This is a genomic window from Algoriphagus sp. A40, from assembly GCF_002002735.1.
GTDB lineage: Bacteria > Bacteroidota > Bacteroidia > Cytophagales > Cyclobacteriaceae > Algoriphagus.
This window is the reverse complement of the sequence record NZ_MUNY01000032.1, coordinates 1-25,350: the sequence shown is the minus strand read 5'-3', so window position 1 is coordinate 25,350 and position 25,350 is coordinate 1. Positions and strand designations below refer to the sequence as shown.

Annotated in this window: 23 protein-coding genes and 1 tRNA gene; 10 read left to right on the top strand and 14 right to left on the bottom strand. The window is 42.9% G+C overall.

Annotated elements, in window-relative coordinates; all coding sequences use genetic code 11:
• Positions 1-151: 151 nt before the first annotated feature.
• Positions 152-1,387, bottom strand: coding sequence for a HAMP domain-containing sensor histidine kinase (locus B0E43_RS01175; RefSeq protein ID WP_077346235.1), 1,236 nt, complete (start codon positions 1,385-1,387; stop codon positions 152-154).
• A gap of 155 nt (positions 1,388-1,542) precedes the next feature.
• Between B0E43_RS01175 and B0E43_RS01170 the strand changes: the two genes are divergently transcribed.
• Positions 1,543-2,013 (top strand): Dps family protein, encoded by a 471-nt coding sequence (locus tag B0E43_RS01170; protein WP_077346234.1) that lies wholly within the window; start codon positions 1,543-1,545, stop codon positions 2,011-2,013.
• A gap of 42 nt (positions 2,014-2,055) precedes the next feature.
• On the opposite strand, the gene B0E43_RS01165 is transcribed toward B0E43_RS01170, so the two are convergent.
• The 9 genes from B0E43_RS01165 to B0E43_RS01125 all read right to left on the bottom strand — a co-directional run bounded on the left by B0E43_RS01165 (position 2,056) and on the right by B0E43_RS01125 (position 10,105).
• Positions 2,056-3,366 carry an ABC transporter permease gene (locus tag B0E43_RS01165; RefSeq protein WP_077346233.1) on the bottom strand — a complete coding sequence of 437 codons (1,311 nt, stop codon included), beginning with the start codon at positions 3,364-3,366 and terminating at the stop codon, positions 2,056-2,058.
• The gene (locus B0E43_RS01160; protein WP_077346232.1) at positions 3,359-4,252 is read right to left on the bottom strand and encodes an ABC transporter ATP-binding protein; all 894 of its coding nucleotides are present in this window, start codon (positions 4,250-4,252) and stop codon (positions 3,359-3,361) included. The genes B0E43_RS01165 and B0E43_RS01160 overlap by 8 nt, the downstream gene beginning before the upstream one ends.
• Before the next feature lie 7 nt (positions 4,253-4,259).
• Complete coding sequence (locus tag B0E43_RS01155) at positions 4,260-5,144, bottom strand: hypothetical protein (protein ID WP_254423337.1); 885 nt, start codon at positions 5,142-5,144, stop codon at positions 4,260-4,262.
• Positions 5,145-5,224: 80 nt separating this feature from the next.
• The gene (gene dnaJ, locus B0E43_RS01150) at positions 5,225-6,328 is read right to left on the bottom strand and encodes a molecular chaperone DnaJ (protein ID WP_077346231.1); all 1,104 of its coding nucleotides are present in this window, start codon (positions 6,326-6,328) and stop codon (positions 5,225-5,227) included.
• Between the two features lie 7 nt (positions 6,329-6,335).
• Entirely contained in the window at positions 6,336-6,914 is a 579-nt protein-coding gene (locus B0E43_RS01145) for a nucleotide exchange factor GrpE (protein ID WP_077346230.1), read from the bottom strand.
• A gap of 77 nt (positions 6,915-6,991) precedes the next feature.
• Complete coding sequence (obgE, locus tag B0E43_RS01140; RefSeq protein WP_077346229.1) at positions 6,992-7,984, bottom strand: GTPase ObgE; 993 nt, start codon at positions 7,982-7,984, stop codon at positions 6,992-6,994.
• 75 nt (positions 7,985-8,059) lie between these two features.
• Positions 8,060-8,632, bottom strand: coding sequence for an adenylate kinase (locus B0E43_RS01135; protein ID WP_077346228.1), 573 nt, complete (start codon positions 8,630-8,632; stop codon positions 8,060-8,062).
• 15 nt (positions 8,633-8,647) lie between these two features.
• A complete protein-coding gene (gene hpt, locus B0E43_RS01130; RefSeq protein ID WP_077346227.1) occupies positions 8,648-9,187 on the bottom strand; it encodes a hypoxanthine phosphoribosyltransferase in 540 nt (179 codons plus the stop codon).
• A gap of 9 nt (positions 9,188-9,196) precedes the next feature.
• Positions 9,197-10,105 carry an aminopeptidase gene (locus tag B0E43_RS01125; protein WP_077346226.1) on the bottom strand — a complete coding sequence of 303 codons (909 nt, stop codon included), beginning with the start codon at positions 10,103-10,105 and terminating at the stop codon, positions 9,197-9,199.
• Between the two features lie 173 nt (positions 10,106-10,278).
• On the opposite strand from B0E43_RS01125, the gene B0E43_RS01120 reads away from it, so the two are divergent.
• The 4 genes from B0E43_RS01120 to B0E43_RS01100 all read left to right on the top strand — a co-directional run bounded on the left by B0E43_RS01120 (position 10,279) and on the right by B0E43_RS01100 (position 14,339).
• The gene (locus tag B0E43_RS01120) at positions 10,279-11,541 is read left to right on the top strand and encodes an OmpA family protein (protein ID WP_077346225.1); all 1,263 of its coding nucleotides are present in this window, start codon (positions 10,279-10,281) and stop codon (positions 11,539-11,541) included.
• Positions 11,542-11,664: 123 nt separating this feature from the next.
• Positions 11,665-12,960 (top strand): OmpA family protein, encoded by a 1,296-nt coding sequence (locus B0E43_RS01115; protein WP_077346224.1) that lies wholly within the window; start codon positions 11,665-11,667, stop codon positions 12,958-12,960.
• Between the two features lie 55 nt (positions 12,961-13,015).
• Positions 13,016-13,657 carry a uracil phosphoribosyltransferase gene (gene upp / locus B0E43_RS01110; protein ID WP_077346223.1) on the top strand — a complete coding sequence of 214 codons (642 nt, stop codon included), beginning with the start codon at positions 13,016-13,018 and terminating at the stop codon, positions 13,655-13,657.
• Positions 13,658-13,880: 223 nt separating this feature from the next.
• A complete protein-coding gene (locus B0E43_RS01100; protein WP_077346221.1) occupies positions 13,881-14,339 on the top strand; it encodes a hypothetical protein in 459 nt (152 codons plus the stop codon).
• On the opposite strand, the gene sdaAA is transcribed toward B0E43_RS01100, so the two are convergent.
• Positions 14,328-15,236, bottom strand: coding sequence for an L-serine ammonia-lyase, iron-sulfur-dependent, subunit alpha (gene sdaAA, locus B0E43_RS01095; RefSeq protein WP_077346220.1), 909 nt, complete (start codon positions 15,234-15,236; stop codon positions 14,328-14,330). The genes B0E43_RS01100 and sdaAA overlap by 12 nt on opposite strands.
• Positions 15,237-15,288: 52 nt before the next feature.
• Complete coding sequence (locus B0E43_RS01090; protein ID WP_077346219.1) at positions 15,289-15,693, bottom strand: OsmC family protein; 405 nt, start codon at positions 15,691-15,693, stop codon at positions 15,289-15,291.
• Positions 15,694-15,763: 70 nt separating this feature from the next.
• Here B0E43_RS01090 and B0E43_RS01085 point away from each other — a divergent pair, with 70 nt between their 5' ends.
• Entirely contained in the window at positions 15,764-16,492 is a 729-nt protein-coding gene (locus tag B0E43_RS01085; protein ID WP_077346218.1) for a hypothetical protein, read from the top strand.
• A gap of 55 nt (positions 16,493-16,547) precedes the next feature.
• The gene (gene lipA / locus B0E43_RS01080) at positions 16,548-17,426 is read left to right on the top strand and encodes a lipoyl synthase (RefSeq protein WP_077346217.1); all 879 of its coding nucleotides are present in this window, start codon (positions 16,548-16,550) and stop codon (positions 17,424-17,426) included.
• 48 nt (positions 17,427-17,474) lie between these two features.
• On the opposite strand, the gene gcvP is transcribed toward lipA, so the two are convergent.
• A complete protein-coding gene (gcvP, locus tag B0E43_RS01075; protein ID WP_077346216.1) occupies positions 17,475-20,372 on the bottom strand; it encodes an aminomethyl-transferring glycine dehydrogenase in 2,898 nt (965 codons plus the stop codon).
• Between the two features lie 191 nt (positions 20,373-20,563).
• Here gcvP and B0E43_RS01070 point away from each other — a divergent pair, with 191 nt between their 5' ends.
• Complete coding sequence (locus tag B0E43_RS01070) at positions 20,564-22,060, top strand: M28 family peptidase (protein ID WP_077346215.1); 1,497 nt, start codon at positions 20,564-20,566, stop codon at positions 22,058-22,060.
• A gap of 33 nt (positions 22,061-22,093) precedes the next feature.
• Here the strand turns inward: B0E43_RS01070 and B0E43_RS01065 are convergent, their stop codons facing one another.
• Positions 22,094-23,455, bottom strand: a complete 1,362-nt coding sequence (locus B0E43_RS01065) for a DEAD/DEAH box helicase (RefSeq protein ID WP_077346214.1) — start codon at positions 23,453-23,455, stop codon at positions 22,094-22,096.
• A 47-nt stretch (positions 23,456-23,502) separates the two neighbouring features.
• Here B0E43_RS01065 and B0E43_RS01060 point away from each other — a divergent pair, with 47 nt between their 5' ends.
• On the top strand, positions 23,503-24,846 hold the full coding sequence (locus B0E43_RS01060) for a dihydroorotase (protein WP_077346213.1): 1,344 nt from the start codon (positions 23,503-23,505) through the stop codon (positions 24,844-24,846).
• A 77-nt stretch (positions 24,847-24,923) separates the two neighbouring features.
• A tRNA-His gene (locus B0E43_RS01055) sits at positions 24,924-24,999 on the top strand.
• Positions 25,000-25,350 lie beyond the last annotated feature (351 nt).

The window sequence follows — 25,350 nt, the reverse complement described above, 5'->3', positions numbered from 1 at the left end:
AAAGGTAAGGAAAATGGATTTACGAATTCAGATTTACGATTTACGACGTCCAACCTAACTTCAATCATTTATTCTAAAGCCTGAACCTTCGGGGATTAATGAGGTGAGGTTCTTCAAAACCTCGTAAATCGTAATTCAAAAATCATAAATATCAATATTCCAAAATCCCCTCCGTCACAAACTGCGAGGCATCCTCCAGATTACCCAAAAGCATGATCCTGAAAGTTGTTCCTTTGCCGATTTCGGAGTTTTTTACAAAAATCTTTCCACCGTGGTAGCCCTCTACGATCCGTTTGGCCAAGGTTAGTCCCAAACCCCAGCCCCGTTGCCGGGTGGAAAATCCCGGGTTGAAGACCTTTTTGAAATTTCGCTTTTCAATTCCTTTTCCTGTATCTGTAATATCCACGATCACAAACTTGTCACTGTCCTGCAACACGCTTATTGTAATCTTCCCTTTTCCCCTCATGGCGTCGACTGCATTTTTGCAGATATTCTCAATAACCCACTCAAAAAGAGGTTTATTCATCAAGGCGTCGAGGTCCCTTGAGTCGGTATTGATGAGGAGTTCCACTTTGGTAGAAATCCGAGGACGGAGATAATTGATCGTCTCTTCGATTACCTGATAGAGGTTTTCAGGCTGGATCATCGGTTTGCTGCCAATACTACTGAATCGCTCGGTCACCATGCGGAGTTTCACCACATCTTTGTCCATTTCCTGGATGATTTCTTTATTTTCTTCCCAAACGGGAGAATTTCTGAGGTAATCAATCCAGGCCATCAGTGAGGCGATCGGGGTTCCCAACTGATGTGCAGTTTCTTTTGTCAGTCCTGCCCAAACGCGGTTTTGCTCGGCAATTTTACTTTGGTTAAAGAGCGCATAAGCCAATGCTCCAAACACCAAAATGACCGCTAGTTGGACATAGGGATAATAGCGAAGATTGGTCAAAAGCTCCGAATTGCGGTAAAAGACCCGAATGTCAGCTTCCTGCAGATAGATTGGTTCGTATTCTTCCTGCATTTCCAAAAGTTCCTTGTCCAGAGTTTTGAGTGAATCCTGGCCATCAGCCTTGTTTTTGAATTTGATATTCCTGAATTCGATGGGATTCCCCTCCGAATCGACCATGATAATGGGAATGGAATAATTCTGTTGGATGATTTCCTGATTAATAAAAGTGAGGTTTTCTGAAGTGGTGGCGGCATATTCCAAGGCCGAGGACAAAAGCTGGATCTGTCTGCTTTCCCGCTCCCTCAATTCATCAACAAGCAAATTGGTGTACCAAATCGAACCGGAACCGATCAAAAAGGAAACCAGGAAAACCAGCCATTTGACTTGCTTTTTGTTTTGATAAAAATCGATGGAAGTAATGTCCTGGAATCGGTTTTTCATTCAGCTTGAGGTGGTTTTCAGGAGTATTAACTCCCAAACATCATTGATAGTATGAGTCAGGAATAGATTTTATCAGTTAGCTTCTCCTTCCGGTATTTAGTAAATTTAGGTCAATTCATTCAGGAAAAAACAATTAAGCGGCAAATAACAATCACATGAAAACAAACGACATCGGGTTAGAAATCAAGGAATCCAAGACACTTGTAAAAATGCTCAATGAGCTGCTGGCCAACTATCAGGTTTACTACCAAAATTTGAGAAACTTCCATTGGAACGTTTCAGGTCCCAATTTCTTTGAACTTCATGCGAAGTTTGAGGAATTGTACACAGTGGCAAATGCAGGAATCGATGCAGTGGCGGAGCGAATCCTGACACTTGGCGCAAGACCTTATTCTACCTACAGCGAGTACCTTGAAAATTCGAGCATCAAAGAAGCCAAAGAGGTAAAGGACTCCAAAAAAATGGTGGAAATCGTCCGTGACAACTTGAACGAATTGTTGACTTTGGAAAGGAAAACCCTTGAATCCGCCAATGAGCACGGAGATGAAGGCAGTGCCTCGCTGATGAGTGACTACATCACTGAGAAAGAAAAAGTCGTCTGGATGCTCTCAGCATACCTCAGATAAAAACAAAAATCCCGGTCAAATCAGAAATGGCCGGGATTTTTTTTATTGACTGCTTTTTACCCATTTCCAGAGGATCTTATAGGTAGGTTTAGTGCCATGCATCAGGATACCGATTCGGTAAATTTTTCCGGCAAGCCAGGTTGTAATCAAAAAACCAGCCATCAAAAGGCCCATCGATAGTGCCAGTTCCCAAAATGGAACTCCATAGCTGATCCTGCCCATCATGGCAATTGGTGAAGTCAGTGGGATGATCGACAGCCAAAAAGACGTAGTACTATTCGGTTCTTGAAGGATAAAAACAAAAAGGCCCATATACGCCACTATCAAGGGAATTGTAATTGGAAACATAAACTGCTGCGCATCCGAAGGTGCGTCAACAGCAGATCCGATTGCCGCAAATAATGCCCCGTATAGCAGGTAACCTCCAAGAAAATAGATGATAAAACTCACTACCAAGGTAACGAAATCGATCCCGTTAATCACCTGAAGAATTGATGCTAATTCACCGGAATCCGGTGCAGCTTGAGCAAATTCAGGGTTTGCCATTTCCATGGCTTGCTGCTGTGGCATCTGCATTCCCAATACTCCCATCACAATGGACGAAAGAGTTCCGATCAGAACTACCCAAATCAAAAACTGTGTCAATCCGACTGCCCCAATTCCTACAATTTTCCCCATCATCAACTGGAAAGGCTTGAGCGAAGAAACCAGAATTTCAACGATTCGGGTAGATTTTTCCTCAATGACACCTTGCATGATCTGGTTTCCATAGACGAAAATGAAAATGTAAATCAGAATTCCTGCAAGAAATCCGATGGCATAATTGACATTGGCGTCATTGATTTTTTCCTCACCCTCATCGCCTAATGTGATGGATTGAATCGAAACATCCGTCCGGATTTCCTTCAGCACTTTGGGATCTATTCCCTGATCGTAAAGTTTTTGATCCTCAATTTTCTGTTTCAAAGCACTTTCCAGATACCCCATTAGGGTCAAACTGGGATTTTCCACACCGTAAAACTGAATTCCTTTTGGATTTTTCAAATCAAGTTTGGGTATGTGCAAAAAGCCGTAGCGCTCCCCATCCTGCACCATTTTTTTGGCTTCTTCAGGATCCTCTACCGATGATGTAAACGCATATTGCTCTGAGCTTTCCATGAAAAACAGATCGGTTTCATCGATCACTTCGATGATTCGAAGAGATTGATTTCCCTTTTCTTCCAACGCAATCCACACGAACACACCCATGATCGCAGGGAAAATCAAGGGAGTCAAAATTGTTGCGATCAAAAAAGATTTCTTTTTGACCCTGGCTAAATACTCCCGCTGAATGACAAGTAAAATTTTACCCATTTTGTGCTGCTTTTACCTGATGAATAAAAATCTCCTCCATGCTGGGAATTTGCTCCCTAAAAAGGTTCACTTCCCCAAAGTCCATTAATTCAGACAAAAGCTGATTTGGAGTTTTACCTGAAAGTGGCAAAGTGAATTCCCAAGCATCATTTGCGAATTTTGGAATCCACTCCTGCGGCAAATCCTTTTTGAGGTCAGAAATTGCTACCTGAAAAACCTCAGGTCTAAAACTCATTTTCACTTCCCGGATGGTCCCATCGAGAATTTTCCGGGATCTGTTGATCATCGCAACTTGGTCACAAAGCAGTTCCACTGACTCCATTCGGTGTGTACTCAGGATCACTGTGGTACCTTTATCCCGCAATTCCAAAATTTCATTTTTGATAATTTCTGCATTAACAGGGTCAAATCCGGAGAATGGTTCATCCAATATCAACAGCGAAGGTTGGTGAACTACAGTCGAGATAAACTGGATCTTCTGGGCCATCCCTTTAGACAAGTCCTCAATTTTTTTATCTCTCCAAGAACCGATTTCCAGCTTTTCGAGCCAGCTTTTGATTTGGATTTTAGCATCGTTTTCACTCAATCCTTTGAGCCTGGAAAAATAAACCAGCTGATCCCAGACCTTCATCTTTTTGTAAAGACCCCGCTCCTCAGGCAAATACCCGATTTTGCGAATATCATCGGGAGAAAGCTTGCGGCCGTCCAGTTGGACTGTTCCACTGTCCTGCTCGATGATCTGGTTGATGATTCGAATCAGGGTGGTTTTCCCGGCACCATTTGGCCCTAATAGTCCAAAAATTACACCTTTTGGCACAAAAAGGGACACGTCTGTAAGTGCCCTGTGATTTTCGTAAGATTTATTTATTTGATCAATCTGAAGCATTCCTGATTTATTCGATGGTAATCGAACCCACACCCACGTCCAAAATCAACTCCAACAATCTGGGGTCTGAGGCTTTGTATCCCCTCGTGATGTAAGTTTCCTTATCAATTGATTTAAGGTATTTCGGGAAAACGGTTCGGCACATGGGAGTGGTTTTCATCCTGATTTTGACAGGATTCGAATCTGGAGGAAGTTTAAGGTGAATACTGCCCCCACTTACAGCTGCGATCACTTGGCATTTGCCTGATAATCCATCGCCATAGTTGAGGTTTATTTTACCATAGTTCACCTCAATGATCATTTTGCGGGCATTGGTAAAGTTGGCATTTTGCACTTCCACTGTCCCCATATTCAAGGTGACCAAAAGCGTATCCATTTCCACTTGGTTGGGAACTTCTGTGCCATAATGGATCATCACATCCGCACTGGCGCTTTTTACTTTCAGCTTGGAAACCGCGATCTGGGCGAGATCAAAATCAGCTCTTCCAACACCGAGATTAAACTCCAAATGGTAAAGGAAATTGGAACCAAGTCCCAAATCCCAAGAATGGTCAAAATCCGTATCGTCCGAAAAAAGTTTGGAAGTTATGCTTTTACCTAAGTTGTCAGACTCCACATTTTTATGGACCAGCCTGGTATCCAACATGTTGTCATGGACAGAATATTTGAAATCCGGAAGAATGTTGGACTTAAGCAAATGACCGTGGATATAAATCGGATCAGCGGAAATGACTCTCTTGAGCTGAGTGAGGCTTTTATATGAAGAGAAATTGAGGTAGACAATTTCATAGCCTTTCCGCTCTGTCACCTTATACTCTTTCACAAATTGCGCCTGACCGGGAATTGCCCCCACCATGATCCAGAATATGAGCAGACACAGTTTTTTCAGCATACGGTAAGGTTACGGGGCGACTTTGAAAAGGTTTTTTAAAAATATAAAAAAAGCCGGAATCACTTCCGGCTAAATTTCTTTTAGAAAAACTCCCTCATTTTATCAAAGAAGGATTTGTCTTGCTTCCCTGGATCAGGTTTAAAATTTTCCGAATTTCTTAAGGATTCCAATATATTTCTTTCCTCTCTGGATAGCTCGGTTGGCGTCCAGATGTTGACCATGATCAATTGGTCTCCTCGGGTGTAGCCATTGATATCTTTAATGCCTTTGCCTTTCAGACGAAGCATTTTACCGCTTTGTGTTCCGGGGTCAATCTTGATTTTCACTTTCCCGTCAATGGTAGGCACTTCTACAGAAGCCCCGAGTGCCGCATCGATGAAAGAAACATGCAAATCAAAAATCACATTGTTTCCTTCGCGCTGAAGAACATCCTCCTCCGCTTCCTCGATTACGATAAGCAAGTCACCGGGAATTCCTCCTGGAATCTCGTTCCCTTTTCCGGACATGCTGAGCTGCATTCCTTCACCAACACCACCTGGAATATTGATAGAGATAACCTCCTCCTTAATAATCAAGCCTCTTGAGTCAGCATCGGCAGGTTTTTTATCGACGATTTGTCCGCTACCGCCGCAAACGGCACAAGTACTTGCTGAGACCATCTGGCCCAGCATTGTATTCACAACTTTCTTGACCTGACCTGATCCCTGACAGGTTCCGCAGGATTTGAAAGAAACTCCGGGTGCCACAATGTGACGTTTCACCTTGATTTTTTTCTCAACTCCATTGGCAATTTCCTGAAGGTTGAGTTTAAGTTTGACACGAAGGTTGGTTCCTTTTTTGGTGCGTCTGCCACCGCCTCCACCAAAGAACGATCCGAATCCACCTCCACCGAAGATGTCTCCGAATTGGGAAAAAATATCTTCCATGTTCATTCCACCTCCACTGAAGCCTCCATTTCCTCCAAGCCCCTGATGACCAAATTGGTCGTAGCGTGCCTTCTTTTCAGGATTGCTTAGTACCTCATAGGCTTCAGCAGCCTCTTTGAATTTATCTTCAGCTTCGGGATTGTCCGGATTTTTATCAGGGTGAAATTGAATGGCAAGCTTGCGATAAGCCTTCTTAATTTCCTCTGCACTTGCGGATTTGGTTACACCAAGTACCTCGTAGTAATCTCTTTTTGCCATAATATTTTTATGCTCCGGTTACAACCTTGGCGTATCTCACGACTTTATCACCCAACGTGTAGCCTTTCTCGACTACATCGATAACAGCTCCTTTCAATTCTTCGGAAGGTGCAGGGATTGAAGTAATTGCTTCTTGGGTATCGGGATCAAAAGGCTTTCCTGCTAAATCTTCCATGGATTTCAGCCCTTTGGTTTCAAGAATTCTGACAAGCTTATGGAAAATCAACTGGTTACCTTCTCTTATTTTCACAAGATCTGTTTCAGATTCTAAGGCTTTGAAAGCTCTTTCAAAATCATCAACTACTGGAATCAAGTCCTTCAAGACATCCTCAGAAGCAGTTTTTATCAGATCAATACGCTCTTTAGAAGTTCGTTTTCTGAAATTTTCGAAATCTGAATAAAGTCTGAGGTATTTTTCTTTTAGTTCAGCCACTTCAGCCTCAAGCTTAGCCTCTTTGATTTCGGCGTCCATAGAAGTCTCTCCTTCATTTTGCGGCATCGCTTCCAGAAGTTGTTCGTCGGATTCCTTATTTAATTCTTGATCCACTTGATTTAATTCTTGATCCACTTGTTCTTTATTTTTCATAGAAATTGGCAATAGTTGGTATGGGGGAGGATATCAATGACTTTGCCAGAACTTTTTTTCTGCCAAAGTGACACTGGTCAAGCGTGAATCGCCTGCCAGATAAGGTCCTTGAGCTTATCCAAGTTGTACTGGCTCACAGAAGAAATAAAGACATACGGTAGGTCCTTGGGAACCTCTTGTTCCATTTCTTTCATCAAATCAGCATCTAGCATATCTGACTTGGAAATGGCCAACAGCCGTTTTTTATCCAATAATTCAGGGTTATATTTCTCCAGCTCTCCGAGCAAAATCCGATATTGGTCTTGAATATTTGGCGCATCCGCCGGGATCAAGAAAAGCAAAATAGAGTTTCGCTCAATATGTCTTAAAAAGCGAATCCCCAGCCCTTTACCTTCAGCTGCCCCCTCGATGATTCCGGGAATATCAGCCATTACGAATGATTTATCGCCACGATAATCTACTACGCCTAGATTTGGTACAAGTGTTGTAAATGGATAATCGCCGATCTCTGGTCTTGCTGCAGAAATCGAAGAAAGTAAAGTTGACTTTCCGGCATTTGGAAAACCGACCAATCCGACATCTGCCAAAAGCTTCAATTCCAGAATAATCCATTCTTCGATTCCAGACTCCCCAGGTTGGGCAAAATGAGGTGCCTGATTGGTTGCAGTCTTAAAATGGTCATTGCCTTGGCCTCCTCTACCACCTGAAGTCAAAATAACTTCCTGGCCGTCTTCCGTGATCTCAAAACGCTTTTCACCGGTTTCGGCATCTTTGGCTACTGTACCGAGAGGGACATCGAGAATTATATCCTTTCCGTCAGCACCGGTTCTTCTACCGCCTTCGCCGCCTTTTCCTGAGTCTGCGATGACGTGTTTTTTATACTTTAGGTGTAAAAGTGTCCAGTGTTGGGAATTCCCCCGCAGGATTATATGCCCTCCACGACCTCCATCGCCACCATCAGGACCACCTTTTGGAACATGCTTTTCACGTCTAAAGTGAACAGAACCTGCTCCACCGGCACCGGATCGAGAACAGAATTTTACGTAATCAATGAAGTTGGAATCTGCCATTTTTTATGAAAGAAAAAGGCTAAGCCCGAAAGCTTAGCCAAGTCTTGGTTTGCAAAATTAGGTATTTGTGCTGAATCAGTAGCTATCAATCACTTCCGATATCTCCTGAAAAATCTCTTCGATCTCTCCTACACCATTGACATGTTTGAATTTACCCTGATTTTCGTAGTATTTGGCTACTGGCAAAGTCTCATCAAGGTACACTTTGATCCGGGTATTAATTTTTTCTTCATCCTGATCATCGACACGATTGGAGGTTTTTCCTCTTTCTTTGATTCTTTCTTTTAGAACTTCCTTTGGGACATCCAAGGCGATCATTCCTGAAATTTTCATTTGGTTATTTCCAAGCATTGTATCCAAGGCTTCCGCCTGCGCTGTAGTTCTAGGAAATCCATCAAAAATAAAGCCCTTGCTTTCCTTGGTGCTGTTGATTTTATCCTCAACCATACTGATCACTACCTGATCAGGCACCAAATGCCCCTTGTCCATGTATGTTCGGGCAAGTTTTCCCAGATCGGTTCCCTCTCCCAAGTGTTTTCTGAAAAGATCCCCTGTCGAAAGGTGAGTGAGTCCGTATTTTTGAATAAGCCTTTCACTTTGGGTGCCTTTACCCGCACCCGGAGGACCAAATAACACTATATTCAGCATTCCAGAAGTCGTTTTTTAAGTTGTACTGAGTTGATACAGATCAGGAAGATTCCTTCCTAAGCCATCGTAATCCAAGCCGTAGCCAACGACAAATTTATTGGGAATTTCAAAACCCACATAATCCAAACCGTAATTAAACCTAAAAGCCTGCTTCTTAAAAAGCAAAGTAGCAATCTGAAGACACCTTGGATTGTGCCTTGAAAGCTCGGAAAGGAGGTAATTCATGCTAATTCCAGTATCAACAATATCTTCCACAATGAGGACATTTTTTCCTTCCAGGTCAGCAGAAAGTCCAATCAGTGACTTTACTTCACCAGTACTGTCAGTACCGGAATACGAAGAAATCTTCAAAAATTCGCAGCTTACCGAAAGGTCAATTTCCCTGGCCAAATCTGCCATTACAATGAAAGACCCATTTAATATCCCAAGTAAAACAAGATCTTGTCCTTGGAATTTCAGCGTGATTTCTTTCGCAATTTGGGCAATCCTTTCCTTGATTTTTCCTTCTGAAATAAACAATTCAAAGTTTAGATCCCGTATTCTCAATTTTTTCATATCCTCAAATTAAAGGTTCTCCAACAGGAATCGATACATCTTGATCATTGAATCTAAATCCAAAAGGGAGACTTTTTCATCAGGAGTATGAACGAAATCTTCTGCGGCACCTATAAAACACCAATCAATTGGATAGGGAGAAAAATGGACCTCCCGTCCATCACTTCCCCCAAATGCTTCGACTTCCAACTGGAAAGGAATTCCGCTTTTTTCAGCAATTCCTATCAAATTGTTTAAAAAAGTCTTCCTAGGAATGAATTTATCTCTTATAGAAATTACCACTCCTTTATGGTATTCAACACCTTCTGTAATCCATGTTATATCAGAAATTAAGGCCTGCTTTATTGGTGCTGTTTCTTGAATAAACTTAAGTAAAAATGGTATACTCCCACCTCCGTGTTCTTCGTAGGTTGAAAATATAACCCACCCATTTTCAAGGGTTTCACATTGTTTTAAAGCATTATAAACCCCCAAGCGATTATCTAAGTAAGCGGCTTGAATAAACTCTTCATCTATTCTGATATTTTGTTCAAAGGAAAGCCGGGTTCCACGTTCAATGGCTCGAGGAAAATCATGGAAACATGCTTCATCATCACCCAAAAGTCTGCACAAAATCTCCCCCTTTGTATCCTTTCCAACCAACCGAATCCCTTCAGAAATCTCAGGCCCTCCCACCGGAATTAGTTGATTTTGATATCTCGCCATAAACCCAATTGTATCAATATGGGCAAAAACACCCGTTCTGGGCACTCCAAACTTTAAAAGAAGACAATCATGAAAATCATCTCCAAAATATATTTGAGGCTGAACTTTCCAGGTCGGAGCCCGTTTCTGAACATAATCATGAATAAATCGTGAAATTTCGGATTCATCCCCAGAAACACTATGTTTAGACAATAATTCAAACAAAAATTTCATTTTGGCATTGATTGTGTTATTAAATATCTTGTCTAAAATTTAAAAAGTCGGGATAAATTTTAATCCTAAGATTGGGATTTAAATAAATCGTCTAGATTTGCAGTAAATTAAAAGTTTATAAATTTGTAATCACATCTATCAATCACTTAAAATTTGAACAAAAATTTTTTGTCATGAAAAAATTTATACTCTCATCCCTTATGGCTGGCGCTTTAGCTTTAACTGCTAATGCTCAGGAATTTAACAAGTGGTCCATTGAGGCTACTGGTGGCTTCAATAAACCGATGGCTCCTTTAACTACCGGTTTTCTTTCTCCAACCTTGAATCTTGGCCATGTGGATTTTGGCGTTCGATACATGGCCAATGAAAAATTCGGTCTGAAATTGGACTATGGTCTCGGAACTTTCAAATCTGTAGATGGGGAAGGCCCATCATTTGAAACCAAGTACAACCGATTTGATCTTCAAGGTGTTGCCAATATCGGCCGCATGATGAATTTCGAATCTTTCACCAGAACATTAGGTTTGCTACTTCACGGTGGCGCTGGTTTTGGGTTGGTAAATCCTGAAGAAAATACTTTCAGCGATTTCGATGACAATGTTTACAATTTCATCTTTGGAATTACCCCACAGGTAAAATTGGGAAACAAGGTAGCCTTGGTTGCCGACATTTCCACTATTCTTAATGGTCGTCAGTCTGTTTCTTTTGATGGTGGTTCTTCAGAAACTTATCCATACGGTGCAAACGGCACTTGGTGGACTGGAACTATCGGATTGAACTTCTACTTGGGTAAAGCTGAGCAGCATGCTGATTGGTATATCGCCGCTGACAAGTACGCTACCAAAGAAGAACTTGCGTCTCAAATCAATGGAATAAAAGATATGCTGAAAGACTCTGACGGTGATGGTGTTCCAGATTATCTGGATAAAGAACCAAACACTCCAGTTGGAGCTAGAGTAAATTCAGCAGGTGTTACCCTTGATTCTGACGGTGACGGAACTCCTGACCACGTGGACAAGTGTCCATTCCAGCCAGGTCCATCTTCTACAAGCGGCTGTCCTACAACAGTTGTTGTTGATGAGGTTGATTATCTGAAAAAGGCAATTAACGATGGCTATGTAAACGTCTACTACGCTTTCGACAGTGATAAGCCACTTGGATATTCAGTAAGCTCCGCTCAATATGTAGCGAATTTCATGAAGAAAAACCCAGGTGTTAAGGTTGAAATAAAAGGTTTTGCTGACGAATTGGGTCCTGAAGATTACAATATGAAATTATCTGAATCCAGAGCAAAAGCAGTTTATGACTTGTTGGTTGCTTCTGGAGTAGATGCTTCTAGACTTACCTTCAAAGGATATGGTGAAGATACTTCTGTAGACAAAGCTTCTGCTGACGCCCGTCAAATGGCAAGAAGAGCAAGCTTCGAAATCAAATAAGAATAATCAAACTAATACAAAAGCCCGATCGATTGATCGGGCTTTTTTTTTGACTAGACTGGGAAATAGGTGCATAATTTATACTTTTGGCAAATCATCCCATTTTCACCCAACTATTCCTCAATGAAAAAATACGCTTTCCTCTTGCTCCTACTTGGCGCAGGATACAGTACCTATGCCCAAAAAGAGTTTAACAAATGGTCCCTCGAAGTCAATGGCGGATTTAATAAATCAATGGGACCATTGACTCCTGGTTACCTTTCACCCACCCTGAATTTAGGACATGCCGATTTTGGCGCTCGATATATGTTTAATGAATATTTCGGATTCAAGGGAAATTTGGGGTTCGGAAAATTTTCAGAAGTAAATGGGGAAAGCCCTGAATTTAGAACCAACTATCTTAATGTTACAGCCCAAGGTGTTGCTAACTTTGGCCGAATGCTAAATTTTGAATCTTTCTCCAGAAATTTTACTCTCCTTGGTCATCTAGGAGCAGGAGGAGGAAAAATGAAGTTCCAGGATCCAGCCATTTACAGCTACGTTGAGCCGGATTTTTATTACATAATAACCTCAGGACTCACAACACTATACAGTCTTAGTAAAAGGATTGCTATATCCGGTGACATTACTGTTAATGTGAATGGCAGACAGACTTATACATTTGACGGCAATGCATTCAATGCCCTTGTCCAACCTGATCCTCCAGCAAACCCCTACGTCCACGCCACCGGAACTTGGTGGACCGGTACTTTAGGGTTGAATTTTTATCTCGGAAAAGCCGAACAACATGCCGACTGGTACATTGCTGCTGACAAGTATGCCACAAAAACAGAATTGGCGGAGTCAATCAATGGAATTAAAGACATGTTGAAAGATTCGGATGGCGATAGTGTGGCTGATTACCTCGACAAAGAACCAAATACTCAAGTCGGTGCGAGAGTCAATTTTAGCGGAATCACGCTAGATTCTGACAAAGACGGCACCCCAGATCACTTGGATAAGTGTCCTTTTTTTCCAGGTCCAAGCTCGACTGGGGGCTGTCCAATTGAGGAAATCAGAGACCAGGCAGATTTCCTTCGCAAGGCAATTGATGAAGGCTATGTCAATGTTTATTTTGGTTTTGACAGTTCCAAGCCTTTGGCCTATTCAATTTCAGCAGCTTCTTATGTTTCAAATTTCCTACAGAAAAACCCTGGACTAAAACTCGAAGTAAAAGGATATGCTGATGAACTGGGAGGTGAAGATTATAATATCCAACTCTCTGAAAAGAGAGCAAAAGCCGTCTATGAACTTCTGATTGAAGCAGGAATTGAACCTTCCAGGATATCCTACAAAGGTTACGGAGAGGACACCAGCGTGGATAAATCTTCAGCCGATGCACGCCAACTTGCGAGGAGAACGAGCTTTGAAATCAAATAGCGCCTATTATCTAGCCCGGTTTTAAACAGCCGGGCTTTTTCTTTATAATTACAGTATGTTTGTTTTAGCAGAATTTGACTCAATTGGCAATCAATTTATAGCTGACCTCCGGGATGTTTCTGTCCAAGGGGACAGATTAAGATTTCGGAAAAATCTGGAACGGGTCGGGGAAATCATGGCTTATGAAATATCCAAATCATTTCCATACCAAACAAAGGAAGTCCAAACCCCGCTAGCCATAACATCCGTCAGGATTCCTTCTGTCAATCCTGTGATTTTTGCTGTTCTCCGCGCATCACTCCCTTTCTACAATGGCTTTCTCAATTTCTTTGATAAAGCAGAAAGCGGTTTTATAGGAGCATTTCGAGAAGAAGGGGAAGGTGAGATAAAAATCAATCTGGGATATCACGCTAGCCCAAGCATAAAAGGCAAAACCCTGATTCTGGCAGACCCAATGCTTGCAACCGGGAAATCTTTTATCCGGTCCATTGAAACTATCCTGACCCACGGTACTCCTGAAATAATTCATATCGCAGCGGCTATTGCCTCACCTGAGGGAATAGAATACCTCAAAGAGCGGATTATTGTCCCTTATAAATTGTGGATTGGCTCAGTCGATAAATCCCTCAATGCCCAATCATACATTGTCCCTGGATTAGGTGATGCTGGTGATTTGGCTTTCGGGGAAAAACTTTAGCCTGATGATGGTTTATTTTTTATTGGCTTTAAGGCTTGGGATTCTTCTATTTGGTAATAACAAAGCCTATTCAAATTTCTGAGGCTTATTTGGTCTTTGACTACCTTTGGATGTTTGGAATTTCCTTCCTGCTTTTCCCCCTGATGAATACAAAAATGCGTATATCGAAAGTGGAAGGGATGATACTTCTTCTAACTTATGCTGCTTATCTGATTTCCCTGCTATGAACGAGTCATTGATTACCTTCTTTGGAATCTACTTACTAAGCATGCTCAAATTCATTGCTGGACCGGTATTAGGCTCCGCAGCCGGATACAGCATTTGGAAAATCATTTTGGTAACAGTTTCAGGAATGATGACTAGCGTTTTTATTTTTACACTCCTCGGAAACCAGTTCAAAAGAATTTTGGCTCTTAGGATAAAAAAGAAAAGCCCTGTATTTACCAAAAAAAATAGATCCATAGTTCGCCTTTGGGCAAAATACGGTGAAATCGGTATAGCGTTTTTCAGTCCGCTTTTCCTCACTCCAATCGGCGGGACACTAATACTTGTTTCTTTTGGTACCAAAAAAAGAAAAATCTACTTCCACATGCTTTGGAGTGCAGTTTTTTGGGCGGTGGTCTTCGGATTAAGTATTGACCAGATTCTCAAAATCCCATTTTTCGACAAATTACTCGGGTAAGTTTTCGTCCGGTAATATCTCGATGTCCTGAATCAAAACCCGTTTGGCTATTTCTTGACCTGTCAACGTGGCGGCCAAGCCTCCCATAGCAGTTTCCTTATACCGGCTTTCCATCGAAGCACCGATTTCTCCCATTGCCTCTATGCATTCGTCCACTGGAATTACTGCATTTACATTCGCCAATGCGATTTGAGCCGAACTGAAAGCAATGGCCGCTGCACTGGCATTTCTCACCACACAAGGCACTTCCACCAATCCTGCGACCGGATCACACACCAACCCAAGCATACACTGGATCGTGATGGCCACCGCATTGAAAACTTGGTCAATCGTGCCTCCAAGACAATAAACAATTGCCCCAGCAGCCATAGCAGCTGCAGATCCGGTTTCCGCTTGGCATCCTCCCACAGCACCTGCCAAACTTGCTTTTTCCTCAATAATCAAGGCAATTCCTGCTCCTACCAATAAGCCTTCCAAAATCTTCTCCTCGGCCAATCCATGAATTTCCTGCAAAGTGACCATAGTGCCGGGTAAAATCCCTGATGCACCAGCTGTCGGTGCTGCGACCACTCTTCCCATGCAGGAATTCACTTCTTTAGCAGCAAGTGCCCGTGAAATCAATTTTTGGAATTCTGGAGAAAGTACTGTCAAGGGATGGTTGAAAACCTTCTTGGCACCGTTGTTTATCATGCCAGATCGAGAAGTCATTTCATCTTCCAACCCGGTTTTTACAGCCTCTTTCATCACCGTGTAGGCATTCTGAAGGCCAGACCAGATTTTCTCCTCTGAAGAATTCTTCTGCTCTACCTCATATTCAATCACAGATTGTACCAGGCCAATGTTTTGGGTTTCACAATAGTCTTTCCAGCCTTTAAAACTTTCAAACAGGTAGCACATAAATACTTGGGTTTATAATAGTAAAAGGAACCAAGCGGATAAATCGTTCCGCTCAGAAGTTGAAATTTATCGTTTGTTGGATTGCTGGGTCCAGACTCAATGCGACAGGGCAGGTTCGGGCTGCGTTTTTTAGCTTTTGGATCAAAGCTGAATCTCCTCTAGGTTTTTCCCAATTGAAATCCACTACAATTTCCTGGATTTTTCTTGGAGAAGCCTGCATAACTTTGGTCACTTCCCAACTGAGGCCTTCCAAAGACACTCCTTCCCGTTCAGCCACTATCCCCATGATAGTTACCATGCAGCTTCCCAAAGCACTAGACACCAAGTCGGTAGGAGAAAAAGCCTCTCCCTTTCCATTATTGTCCACAGGCGCATCTGTGAGGATTTTGGTGCCAGATTGAAGATGCTCTGAATGAGTCCTCAAATTCCCCAAATACGAACTTTTTATAGTGGGCATAAACTCTTACTTTTAAAATTCAGTTAAATACTTAAATTCAAAAATAGAGCAATATTTTCGACCAATTCGAATGAGCAGACTGAAAATAATCTTACCCGTATTTTTCTTCCTTTTTTCCCTGGAAGCATTTTCTCAAAGAGAAGATGTTGGCAATTACGAATACGATAAAGAATATCTATTCGGTTTGAATAAAAATACTAATGGAGGCCTGATCGGTGGATTTGTTTTCAAAGCAGGTACCAGAATCGATGATTCCCAGTTTTCATTTTGGGGTATCGAACTTTCCAACGTAAAAAATCCTAAAGAAGCAAGGTATAACACGGTTCTTGGAAACAGCTACATTTTTGGTAAATCAAATTACCTGTATGCAATCCGCCCACATTATGGACGTGAATTAGTGTTGTTTAAAAAAGCTCCAAACCAAGGCGTCCAGGTAACTGCATTGGCAGCTGTGGGGCCAACTATCGGATTGATAGCTCCTTATTACATCGAATATGCAGTCAACCGTGTAGAAACAGTAACCGAACAATATGACCCCGAAATACACCAAAGCAGATTTAATATTTTGGGAACCGGAAGACTTTTTGAAGGCATTGGACAGTCAGATGTTGCAATCGGTGCAACTTTAAAAGCAGCGCTGATGTTCGAATTTGGAGTATTCAGAAGCAGTGCAACCGGCGTGGAACTGGGCTACATGCTAGAAGGTTATAACAAAGAAATTCCACTGATTCCCACCACCGAAAATAATCAGATTTTCCAATCTGCCTATTTCACCTTCTTCTACGGCTTCCGAAAGTAATCGGAATTGGGTTTTTGAACCTGCCTGAATTACCTTTGCAACAAATCCGAATGTGATGATTGAATTACCCGTAATATCCGAGGAGGCCACCCGTCGCAAAAAGCCAGATTGGCTTAGAGTGAAGCTTCCTGTGGGAAAAGAATACGCCAAAGTCAGAAAACTCGTTGACGAACATAAACTCCACACGATCTGCGAAAGTGGAAATTGCCCAAATATGGGGGAATGCTGGGGGGCAGGAACAGCCACATTCATGATTTTGGGGAATGTCTGTACCCGATCCTGTTCTTTCTGTGCAGTGGCAACAGGAAGACCACCGGAATACGATACCGATGAGCCAAGAAGAGTGGCCGAAGCCATCAAACTTATGGGTGTAAAGCATGCCGTAATTACTTCTGTAAACCGGGATGAATTGAGAGACCGAGGAGCCGAAATCTGGTATCAAACGGTGGTACAGACCAAGGAACTTTCCTCTGAAACGACCATCGAAACGCTCATTCCTGATGTCAAATCCAATTGGGATGCACTTTACAGAATGATCAGCGGTGGGCAGGAAGTAGTTTCTCACAATATGGAAACTGTCGGAAGTCTTTACAGAAGAGTTCGTCCTCAAGCCAAATATGAAAGATCACTTGAGCAGATCAAATTGACAAAGGAGTTTGGAAAAAGAACCAAAACCGGAATCATGCTTGGTCTCGGTGAAACCAAAGAGGAAGTCTATAAAGCAATGGATGATCTTGCTGCACACGGTTGCGATATCCTGACTTTAGGACAATACCTCCAGCCTACCAAAATGCATATCGAAGTGGCAGAGTTTATCCATCCGGATTTATTCGCACTCTACAAGGAAGAAGGTCTAAAAAGAGGCCTGAAATACGTGGAATCAGGACCTTTGGTCAGATCCTCGTACCATGCCGAAAGACATGTTAACGTCTAACAAAAAAGGCTGCCAATTGGCAGCCTTTTTTTGTTAAACTCATTTTCATTAGGCCATTTCGGCCTCATTGGCAGCATATTCTTCAACTGGTATGCAGCTACAAACGAGATTTCTATCTCCATAAGCAGAATCAATTCTTCTTACAGTTGGCCAGAATTTACTTTCCTTCACAAAGGCAATTGGGAACACGGCTTTTTCTCTGGAATATGGCATCGTCCACTCACCGGTAAGAACCATTGCAGCCGTGTGAGGCGCATTTTTCAATACGTTTTCCACCTTGTCTGCTTTTCCATCTTCAATTTCTTGGATCTCCGCACGGATAGACAGCAACGCATCACAGAACTTATCCAGTTCAGCTTTGGTCTCAGATTCCGTTGGTTCGATCATCAAAGTGCCTGCAACAGGGAAGGATACAGTTGGTGCATGGTATCCATAATCCATCAATCGCTTAGCGATATCCTCTACCTCAACTCCTACTTCTTTGAAACCACGGCAATCCACAATCATTTCGTGAGCTGCGCGACCTTTGGAACCGGTATAAAGAAGTGGAAAATGTCCACTCAGTCTTTCCTTAATGTAGTTGGCATTTAGGATGGCCATTTTGGTTGCATTTGTCAAACCGTCTCCACCCATCATGGCAATGTATGCATAGGAAATCGGCAGAATGCTTGCACTTCCGTAAGGAGCAGATGAGATGGAAGAAACTGCGTGCTCACCGCCTGTTTTCACCAGTGGATTTCCCGGAAGGAAAGGCGCCAAATGGCTTGCCACACAGATCGGTCCCATGCCAGGTCCACCACCACCATGAGGAATACAGAAGGTCTTATGCAGATTGAGGTGGCAAACATCCGCACCTATAAAACCAGGAGCTGTCAAACCCACCTGAGCATTCATATTGGCTCCATCCATATAGACTTGTCCTCCATACTGGTGGATAATTGCACAGATTTCGCGGATACCTTCCTCAAATACCCCATGGGTCGACGGATAAGTCACCATCAGGCAAGAAAGGTCTTCTGCATGCTCCGCTGCTCTGACCTTCAGATCCTCAATATCAATATTTCCTTTTTCGTCACATTTAACCAAAACCACTTTCATTCCGGCCATTACAGCGGAAGCTGGATTGGTTCCGTGAGCAGAAGTTGGGATCAGCGACACATTTCTATGCCCTTCGCCACGGCTCATGTGAAAGGCTCTAATCACCATCAGACCCGCATATTCTCCCTGTGCGCCAGAGTTTGGCTGCAAAGAGGTATCCGCAAAACCTGTGATTTCAGTCAGCCAAGTTCTAAGGTTGGTGAAAAGCTCCTGATAGCCCAATGTCTGATCCATTGGCGCAAAAGGGTGAAGCTGTCCAAATTCTGGCCAGGTCACCGGGATCATTTCCGCAGTCGCATTCAGCTTCATAGTACAGGATCCCAAAGAAATCATGGAATGAACCAATGAAAGATCCTTGTTTTCCAATCGCTTGATGTAGCGAAGCATTTCGTGCTCGCTGTGGTAATTGTTAAATACCGGATGGGTCAGGTATTCTGATTTTCTGGTTAAAGCCTCCGGCAAATCCAGCTGAAGATTTTCCACCAACAGATCTAAATCAAGCGTATGCTTTCCTTCTTCAGTGGCAAAGAGGTTCACAATAGTTTTGACATCTTCCAGGGTTTTGGTTTCGTCAAAAGAAATGAAAACCGAATCAGATTCGTATCTGAAGTTCATTTTGGCACCCAATGCGAGTCCACGGACCCGTTCTCTGGTTACCTCATTCATCTTGATCTGAATGGTATCGAAGAAGGATTGATCTGCAACATTCAAACCTACTTTTTTCAAGGCCTCAGCAGTCAATTGTGCCAAACCATGAGCTCTTAATGCGATATTTTTCAATCCTTTTGGTCCATGATAAACAGCATAAAAGCTGGCCATCACACTCAAAAGCACCTGTGCGGTACAGATATTTGAGGTAGCTTTTTCACGCTTGATATGCTGCTCACGGGTTTGAAGGGCCATTCGGTAAGCCTTATTTCCGGCACGGTCAATGGACACGCCGATGATTCTTCCCGGGATTTGTCTTTTGAATTCTTCTTTGGTTGCAAAAAATCCAGCATGAGGTCCACCATAACCCATTGGCACTCCAAACCGCTGTGCGGAACCGATAACTACATCCGCACCCATTTCTCCGGGAGAAGTCAAAATCGTCAATGCCAATAGGTCTGAAGCAAATGCCGTCAATACCTTATTTTCCTTTGCGCTGGCCACCAATGCTGAATAATCAGACACTGCTCCGTCTGCATTCGGATATTGGATCATCACCCCATAAAGTTCAGGATCAGTCAAATCCAAATCGGAAAGTGATCCAAACACCAATTCGATCCCAACCGGCTCTGCTCGTGTAACTAATACAGCTTTGGTTTGAGGGAAGGTTTTTTCGTCTACAAAAAACTTGTTTGCGCTTTTCTTCTCCCTTGGCTTTACAGCATGAAGCATATTCATGGCTTCGGCAGCTGCGGTTCCTTCGTCCAAAAGTGAAGCATTTGCGAGCTCCATTCCAGTCAATTCCATAACTACAGTCTGGAAATTGATCAAAGCTTCCAATCTGCCCTGGGCGATTTCAGCTTGATAAGGAGTGTAAGCAGTATACCATCCCGGATTTTCCAAAACGTTTCTAAGAACAACACCAGGTACGATAGTGTCAAAGTATCCCAAACCGATAAAGGATTTGAACACTTTGTTTTTGGATGCAAGTTTTTTGAAATCATGCAAAAACTCAGATTCAAGTTTGGCCTTCGGCAAATCAAGAGGGCGCTCCAATCGAATGGATTCAGGCACCGTTTGACTGATTAATTCCTCCAGAGAAGAGGCTCCGATTTTCTCCAACATCTCCGCGATTTCCGCCTCTGTCGGGCCATTGTGTCTGCTCTCAAATTTGACAGCATTAGAAAGATTGATCTTCATAAAGTACGTTTGGGAAGAGTGACGTATTTGGGTTTGAAAACATCCTGTTTTTTCGAGCGCAAAGGTACTATTTCTTAGAGGAAAAGACTTTGCTGATGCTGAATAATTTCCCCTAAAACCTTCCTTCTTTACGAACGGTTTTTATGCAGGTTAAAAAATTGTCTAGTTTAGGGCCCTAAACGTAAAATTTTATGAATAAAGGATTAATTCTAAGCAGTGCTTTGGCTATTGGTTTGGCTCTGCCAAGCTTTGCTCAGGCTCCTGCTCAGGTGAAGTATGCGAATACGATCAGTGTGGAAGATTTGACCAAACACCTGACCTATCTGGCATCAGATGACATGAAAGGTCGTGACACTGGATCAGAAGAAGGAAAAATTGCAGCCAATTATCTGGCTGACTTTTATAAAAGCATTGGTTTGGCTGCCCCGGTAAATGGTAGCTATTTCCAGGCTGTTCCTTTGGTAAGCACTAATTTCACCAAAGTAATTTTACAGGTTGGCAAAGCAAAGTTGGTTGAAAACCAGGACTTTGTATTTATCGGTGATGGAAATATGGCCAAAGCTGCAAAAGCTGAGCTGGTTTTCCTTGGACTGGTGACAGATGAAAATCTTGCAAAAGTAGATGTCAAAGGAAAGCTGGTTGGCCTTTGGGCCGTCGGTGTACGAAGCAATGACTTGGTCACTAAAGTGATGGATGCAGGCGCTGCCGGAATTGTCATCGTGAGCATGGAAGGCCAGGCCAATTTTGACCGGATTGCCAACAGGTATAAAACTTTGGCTGGAAAAGGCAGAATCGGATTTGATGTGGAGACCAAGCAAAGACCAATCTTCATGGTTAGTTCTGACAAAATGGGACAGCTTTTCGGAGCTCCCGTGGAAACCTTGAAAGAAGCTGCAAAAGCTACTCCTGAAACTATCGCTCCCCAAAAAGCAAGCTACCAAGTAGTAAAAACCAAAACTCCGGTTGAAGCTTTCAACGTGATGGGCTTTTTGGAAGGAACTGACAAAAAAGAAGAAGTATTGGTTATCTCCTCTCACTATGACCACGTGGGTGTGAGCAGCGAAGGCGACGCGTTCAACGGTGCCGATGACGACGGTTCGGGTACTGTTTCTGTCATGGAAATTGCTGAGGCTTTCGCCTTGGCGGCAAAAGACGGAATCAAGCCAAGAAGAAGCATTCTTTTCCTGAATGTAACAGGTGAAGAAAAAGGGCTTTTGGGTTCTGAGTATTATTCAGAGAATCCTGTGTACCCATTGGCAAATACGGTGAACAACATCAACATTGACATGGTCGGTCGTATCGATTACGAATACCAAAAAGAAGCCAACAAAGATTACGTCTATGTGATCGGCTCTGAGATGCTTTCTTCACAACTGAAGAAAATCAACGAATACAACAACATCACTTATACCAACTTGGTGCTGGATTACCGATACGATGCTGCAGACGACCCAAACAGATTCTACTACAGATCGGATCACTACAACTTCGCCAAGCACAATATCCCGGTGATTTTCTTCTTCAATGGTGTACATGATGACTACCACCAAGTAACCGATACGGTGGACAAAATCGAATTCCCGCTGATGAACAAGCGCGCCCACTTGATCTTCCACACGGCTTGGGACCTTGCCAACCGTGAAAACCGAACTCCGGTGGACGGAAGCAACACCCGAACTGATAGATAATAAAAAAGGATCCCGAAAAATCGGGATCCTTTTTTATTTGCCTCTATTCTTCTGATTCTTGGTTTTCAGTTGATTTCGGTTAGGCTTCTTCATATGTTTTTTGGCCTTGACCTTTTCTCCCTTACCGATATTGACCTTTGGCGGGATTGCTTTCTTCTCATGAAAGGCGCCTTTGTAGTCCGGATTGTCTCGCTGCTTTAATCTGTCCAGTTCTCTGGCGTACCCCTGCTTTTCCTCAAAGGGAGTTTCAGGCACTTCAACTTTGCCCGGTATCGGCAACAACTCCACTTTCATGCGAATCATGTCCTCAATGCAATCAAAATGGTAAAGTTCAGCCGGGTTGACGAAGGTGATCGCCTTTCCTTCATTTTCAGCTCTTCCTGTTCGACCAATTCGATGCACATAATCCTCATAGATCAAAGGCACATCAAAGTTAATCACGTGAGAAACCATCGTCACGTCCAATCCACGGGAAGCTACGTCGGTGGCTACCAAGATTCTCACTTCACCTCCCTTGAAATCTTCCATTGAATTGATTCGGGTATTTTGACCTTTATTGGCGTGGATGACACGAATCTCACCCATGTGTTTCCGATCCAAAAAGCTAAACACCGATTCAGCATTTTTCCGGCTTCGGGTAAAAATTATCGCTCGGTTGATCTCCTCGTTTTCGAGTAAATGAGCCAGCAAATTGATCTTGGTTTTGATATTGGGCACATGGTACTTGACCTGTGCGATCGTTTCCGCCGTGGTGGCAGAAGGAGTCACTTCTACTTTTTCTGGAAATTCTAAAAACTCCGTTGACAACACTTCAACCCTAGCACTAAAAGTGGCAGAAAAAAGCAGGTTTTGTCTTTTGGAGGGAATAATTTCCAAAATCGACCGGATTTGCGGCATAAATCCCATATCCATGATTTTGTCCGCCTCATCCAAAACCATGGTTTTGATTTCCTTGGGTAGGATGGTTCCCTTTCGGTACAAATCCATAAATCTGCCTGGAGTGGAAATGATGATATCTACCCCGGCTGTGATATTTTCAATCTGTGTCTTTGGGCCCAGCCCTCCATATAAACTTACGATCCTGAGATCGGTGTTTTGCGCTAGTTGCTTGGCGACCTCTTCGATCTGCATCACCAATTCCCTGGTCGGAGCCAATACAAGCGCCCGGGCATGGAATCCCTGGGCATACTTTACCTTCATCAAAAGCGGAAGCATATAGGCCGCTGTTTTTCCAGTCCCTGTTTGGGCGATGCCCAACACATCGTGTCCGGCCAAAGCCAATGGAATCGCTTTTTGCTGGATCGGGGTCGGCTGGGTGTAACCAGCAGAAGCCACTGCATCTAATAATTGCTTATTTAGCTTAAATGCGTCAAAACCTAGGGCCTCATCACTCATGATTGTTATTTTTGGAGAGAATTCTGTAATCGAAAAAGAAAGAAACGATGAAAAGTATCCTGATCACCGGTGCAAATATAGTCAATGAAGGCCGGATTAGTCCGGGGGATGTTTTGATCAAAGACGGCCGGATAGCCAAAATCGGAACGGATCTAAGCTCAGAGCTTGCTGATATTCACATTGATGGTCGTGGAAAACACCTGTTTCCCGGGGTAATCGATGATCAGGTTCACTTTCGGGAGCCAGGATTGACCCACAAAGCGGAAATTTATACAGAAGCCAAAGCCGGAGTGGCAGGCGGAACAACGACATACATGGAGATGCCAAATACTAATCCCCAGACCGTCACAATTGAGCTTTTGGAGGAAAAATACAAACGGGCATCGGAAGTTTCCCTAGCGAATTATTCTTTCTTTTTTGGTGCAACAAACGACAATTTGGAAGAAATCCTGAAAGTGGATCCCCAAACCGTCTGCGGTGTAAAAATCTTTCAAGGCTCTTCGACTGGAAATATGCTGGTGGACAATCCGGAAGTTTTGGAACAGATTTTCAAAGAATGTAAAACCCTGATCGCTATCCACAGCGAAAATGATAACATCATAAAAGCTAACCTGGAGGAATTCAAGGCCATATACGGTGATGATATTCCTGTCAAATTCCATCCAAAAATCAGATCGGAAGAGGCTTGCTACGATGCGTCCAGCCGTGCAGTCGCTATGGCCAAAAAGTATGGCACCAAACTTCATATCCTCCATATCAGCACAGCCAAGGAATTGGAGTTGTTTGACAATTCGATTCCATTAGAAGAAAAACGCGTAACCGCTGAGGCTTGCATTCACCACATGTGGTTTTCGGAAGAAGATTATGCAACCAAGGGCAACCTGATCAAATGGAATCCCGCTGTAAAAACGGCAAATGACCGGGACCAGATTTTCAAAGCAATGCTTGATGATCGGATCGATGTTATTGCCACCGATCATGCTCCGCATACGTTGGAGGAAAAATCACTCTCCTATTTAAAGGCGCCATCCGGAGGTCCATTAAATCAACACAGCTTGGTAGCGATGCTCGATTTTTACCATCAGGGTAAAATCAGCTTGGGAAAAATCGCTCAAAAAATGTCTCACAACTTGGCCATCCTCTTCCAAATCAGGGAAAGGGGATTTATCCGGGAAAATTACTTTGCGGATCTGGTATTAGTAGACCTTGATTCTCCTTGGACTGTTTCCAAAGAAAATGTCCTCTCGAAATGCGGCTGGTCACCTTTTGAAGGCCATACTTTCCGGTCAAAAGTCACCCATACGATCGTATCCGGTCATTTGGCGTACGAGCAAGGGAAGTTTCATGAAGCAAAGAAAGGGGAGCGAATCACTTTTTTGAGAAATAATTGAGACCCGGCTTGCGCTAAGAGGACTTAATTATTACTTTTGCAGACCATTTGAGAATAACCTTTTCAAATAGTCCACATGGTGATTGTAGCTCAGCTGGTTAGAGCGCTGGTTTGTGGATCCAGAGGTCGCCGGTTCGAACCCGGTCTTTCACCCAAACCCCTCTTTTAGAGGGGTTTTGCTTTTTATAGTAGTGCGAGTTGGCACAACATTTGACAAAATGAGACGAAACTAAACCACACTCAGATGTTTACTTTGTACAAGTCCTCTCCAAAATTTCCGGTGGTCAAACCTGTTAATATTAGATTGGTTCACAACTACTTCGTGAAATTTGAAGAATCGCTAAGAATTTTTGAGGAAATCCAAAGAGAAGCGATTCATTCCTGATCATTTTCAACCACGTTAAGGAAGGTTATGGAAACATAACCTTTTATTTTTTGCCTATAATTTTTCTTATCAAATCAAAACTCTATTTTTAAATTCTTACAATTTTTCCCTTATGAGTTA

What these genes read in the sequence shown, in the direction of transcription:
- B0E43_RS01115 (WP_077346224.1), top strand. Translation starts at nt 11,665, where the DNA reads ATGAAAAAATACGCTTTCCTCTTGCTCCTACTTGGCGCAGGATACAGT.
- B0E43_RS01160 (WP_077346232.1), bottom strand. Translation starts at nt 4,252, where the DNA reads ATGCTTCAGATTGATCAAATAAATAAATCTTACGAAAATCACAGGGCA.
- B0E43_RS01155 (WP_254423337.1), bottom strand. Translation starts at nt 5,144, where the DNA reads ATGCTGAAAAAACTGTGTCTGCTCATATTCTGGATCATGGTGGGGGCA.
- lipA (WP_077346217.1), top strand. Translation starts at nt 16,548, where the DNA reads ATGATTGAATTACCCGTAATATCCGAGGAGGCCACCCGTCGCAAAAAG.
- B0E43_RS01145 (WP_077346230.1), bottom strand. Translation starts at nt 6,914, where the DNA reads ATGAAAAATAAAGAACAAGTGGATCAAGAATTAAATCAAGTGGATCAA.
- B0E43_RS01125 (WP_077346226.1), bottom strand. Translation starts at nt 10,105, where the DNA reads ATGAAATTTTTGTTTGAATTATTGTCTAAACATAGTGTTTCTGGGGAT.
- hpt (WP_077346227.1), bottom strand. Translation starts at nt 9,187, where the DNA reads ATGAAAAAATTGAGAATACGGGATCTAAACTTTGAATTGTTTATTTCA.
- upp (WP_077346223.1), top strand. Translation starts at nt 13,016, where the DNA reads ATGTTTGTTTTAGCAGAATTTGACTCAATTGGCAATCAATTTATAGCT.
- B0E43_RS01100 (WP_077346221.1), top strand. Translation starts at nt 13,881, where the DNA reads ATGAACGAGTCATTGATTACCTTCTTTGGAATCTACTTACTAAGCATG.
- B0E43_RS01170 (WP_077346234.1), top strand. Translation starts at nt 1,543, where the DNA reads ATGAAAACAAACGACATCGGGTTAGAAATCAAGGAATCCAAGACACTT.
- B0E43_RS01060 (WP_077346213.1), top strand. Translation starts at nt 23,503, where the DNA reads ATGAAAAGTATCCTGATCACCGGTGCAAATATAGTCAATGAAGGCCGG.
- B0E43_RS01090 (WP_077346219.1), bottom strand. Translation starts at nt 15,693, where the DNA reads ATGCCCACTATAAAAAGTTCGTATTTGGGGAATTTGAGGACTCATTCA.
- B0E43_RS01070 (WP_077346215.1), top strand. Translation starts at nt 20,564, where the DNA reads ATGAATAAAGGATTAATTCTAAGCAGTGCTTTGGCTATTGGTTTGGCT.
- B0E43_RS01165 (WP_077346233.1), bottom strand. Translation starts at nt 3,366, where the DNA reads ATGGGTAAAATTTTACTTGTCATTCAGCGGGAGTATTTAGCCAGGGTC.
- B0E43_RS01065 (WP_077346214.1), bottom strand. Translation starts at nt 23,455, where the DNA reads ATGAGTGATGAGGCCCTAGGTTTTGACGCATTTAAGCTAAATAAGCAA.
- B0E43_RS01135 (WP_077346228.1), bottom strand. Translation starts at nt 8,632, where the DNA reads ATGCTGAATATAGTGTTATTTGGTCCTCCGGGTGCGGGTAAAGGCACC.
- gcvP (WP_077346216.1), bottom strand. Translation starts at nt 20,372, where the DNA reads ATGAAGATCAATCTTTCTAATGCTGTCAAATTTGAGAGCAGACACAAT.
- dnaJ (WP_077346231.1), bottom strand. Translation starts at nt 6,328, where the DNA reads ATGGCAAAAAGAGATTACTACGAGGTACTTGGTGTAACCAAATCCGCA.
- B0E43_RS01085 (WP_077346218.1), top strand. Translation starts at nt 15,764, where the DNA reads ATGAGCAGACTGAAAATAATCTTACCCGTATTTTTCTTCCTTTTTTCC.
- obgE (WP_077346229.1), bottom strand. Translation starts at nt 7,984, where the DNA reads ATGGCAGATTCCAACTTCATTGATTACGTAAAATTCTGTTCTCGATCC.
- sdaAA (WP_077346220.1), bottom strand. Translation starts at nt 15,236, where the DNA reads ATGTGCTACCTGTTTGAAAGTTTTAAAGGCTGGAAAGACTATTGTGAA.
- B0E43_RS01120 (WP_077346225.1), top strand. Translation starts at nt 10,279, where the DNA reads ATGAAAAAATTTATACTCTCATCCCTTATGGCTGGCGCTTTAGCTTTA.
- B0E43_RS01175 (WP_077346235.1), bottom strand. Translation starts at nt 1,387, where the DNA reads ATGAAAAACCGATTCCAGGACATTACTTCCATCGATTTTTATCAAAAC.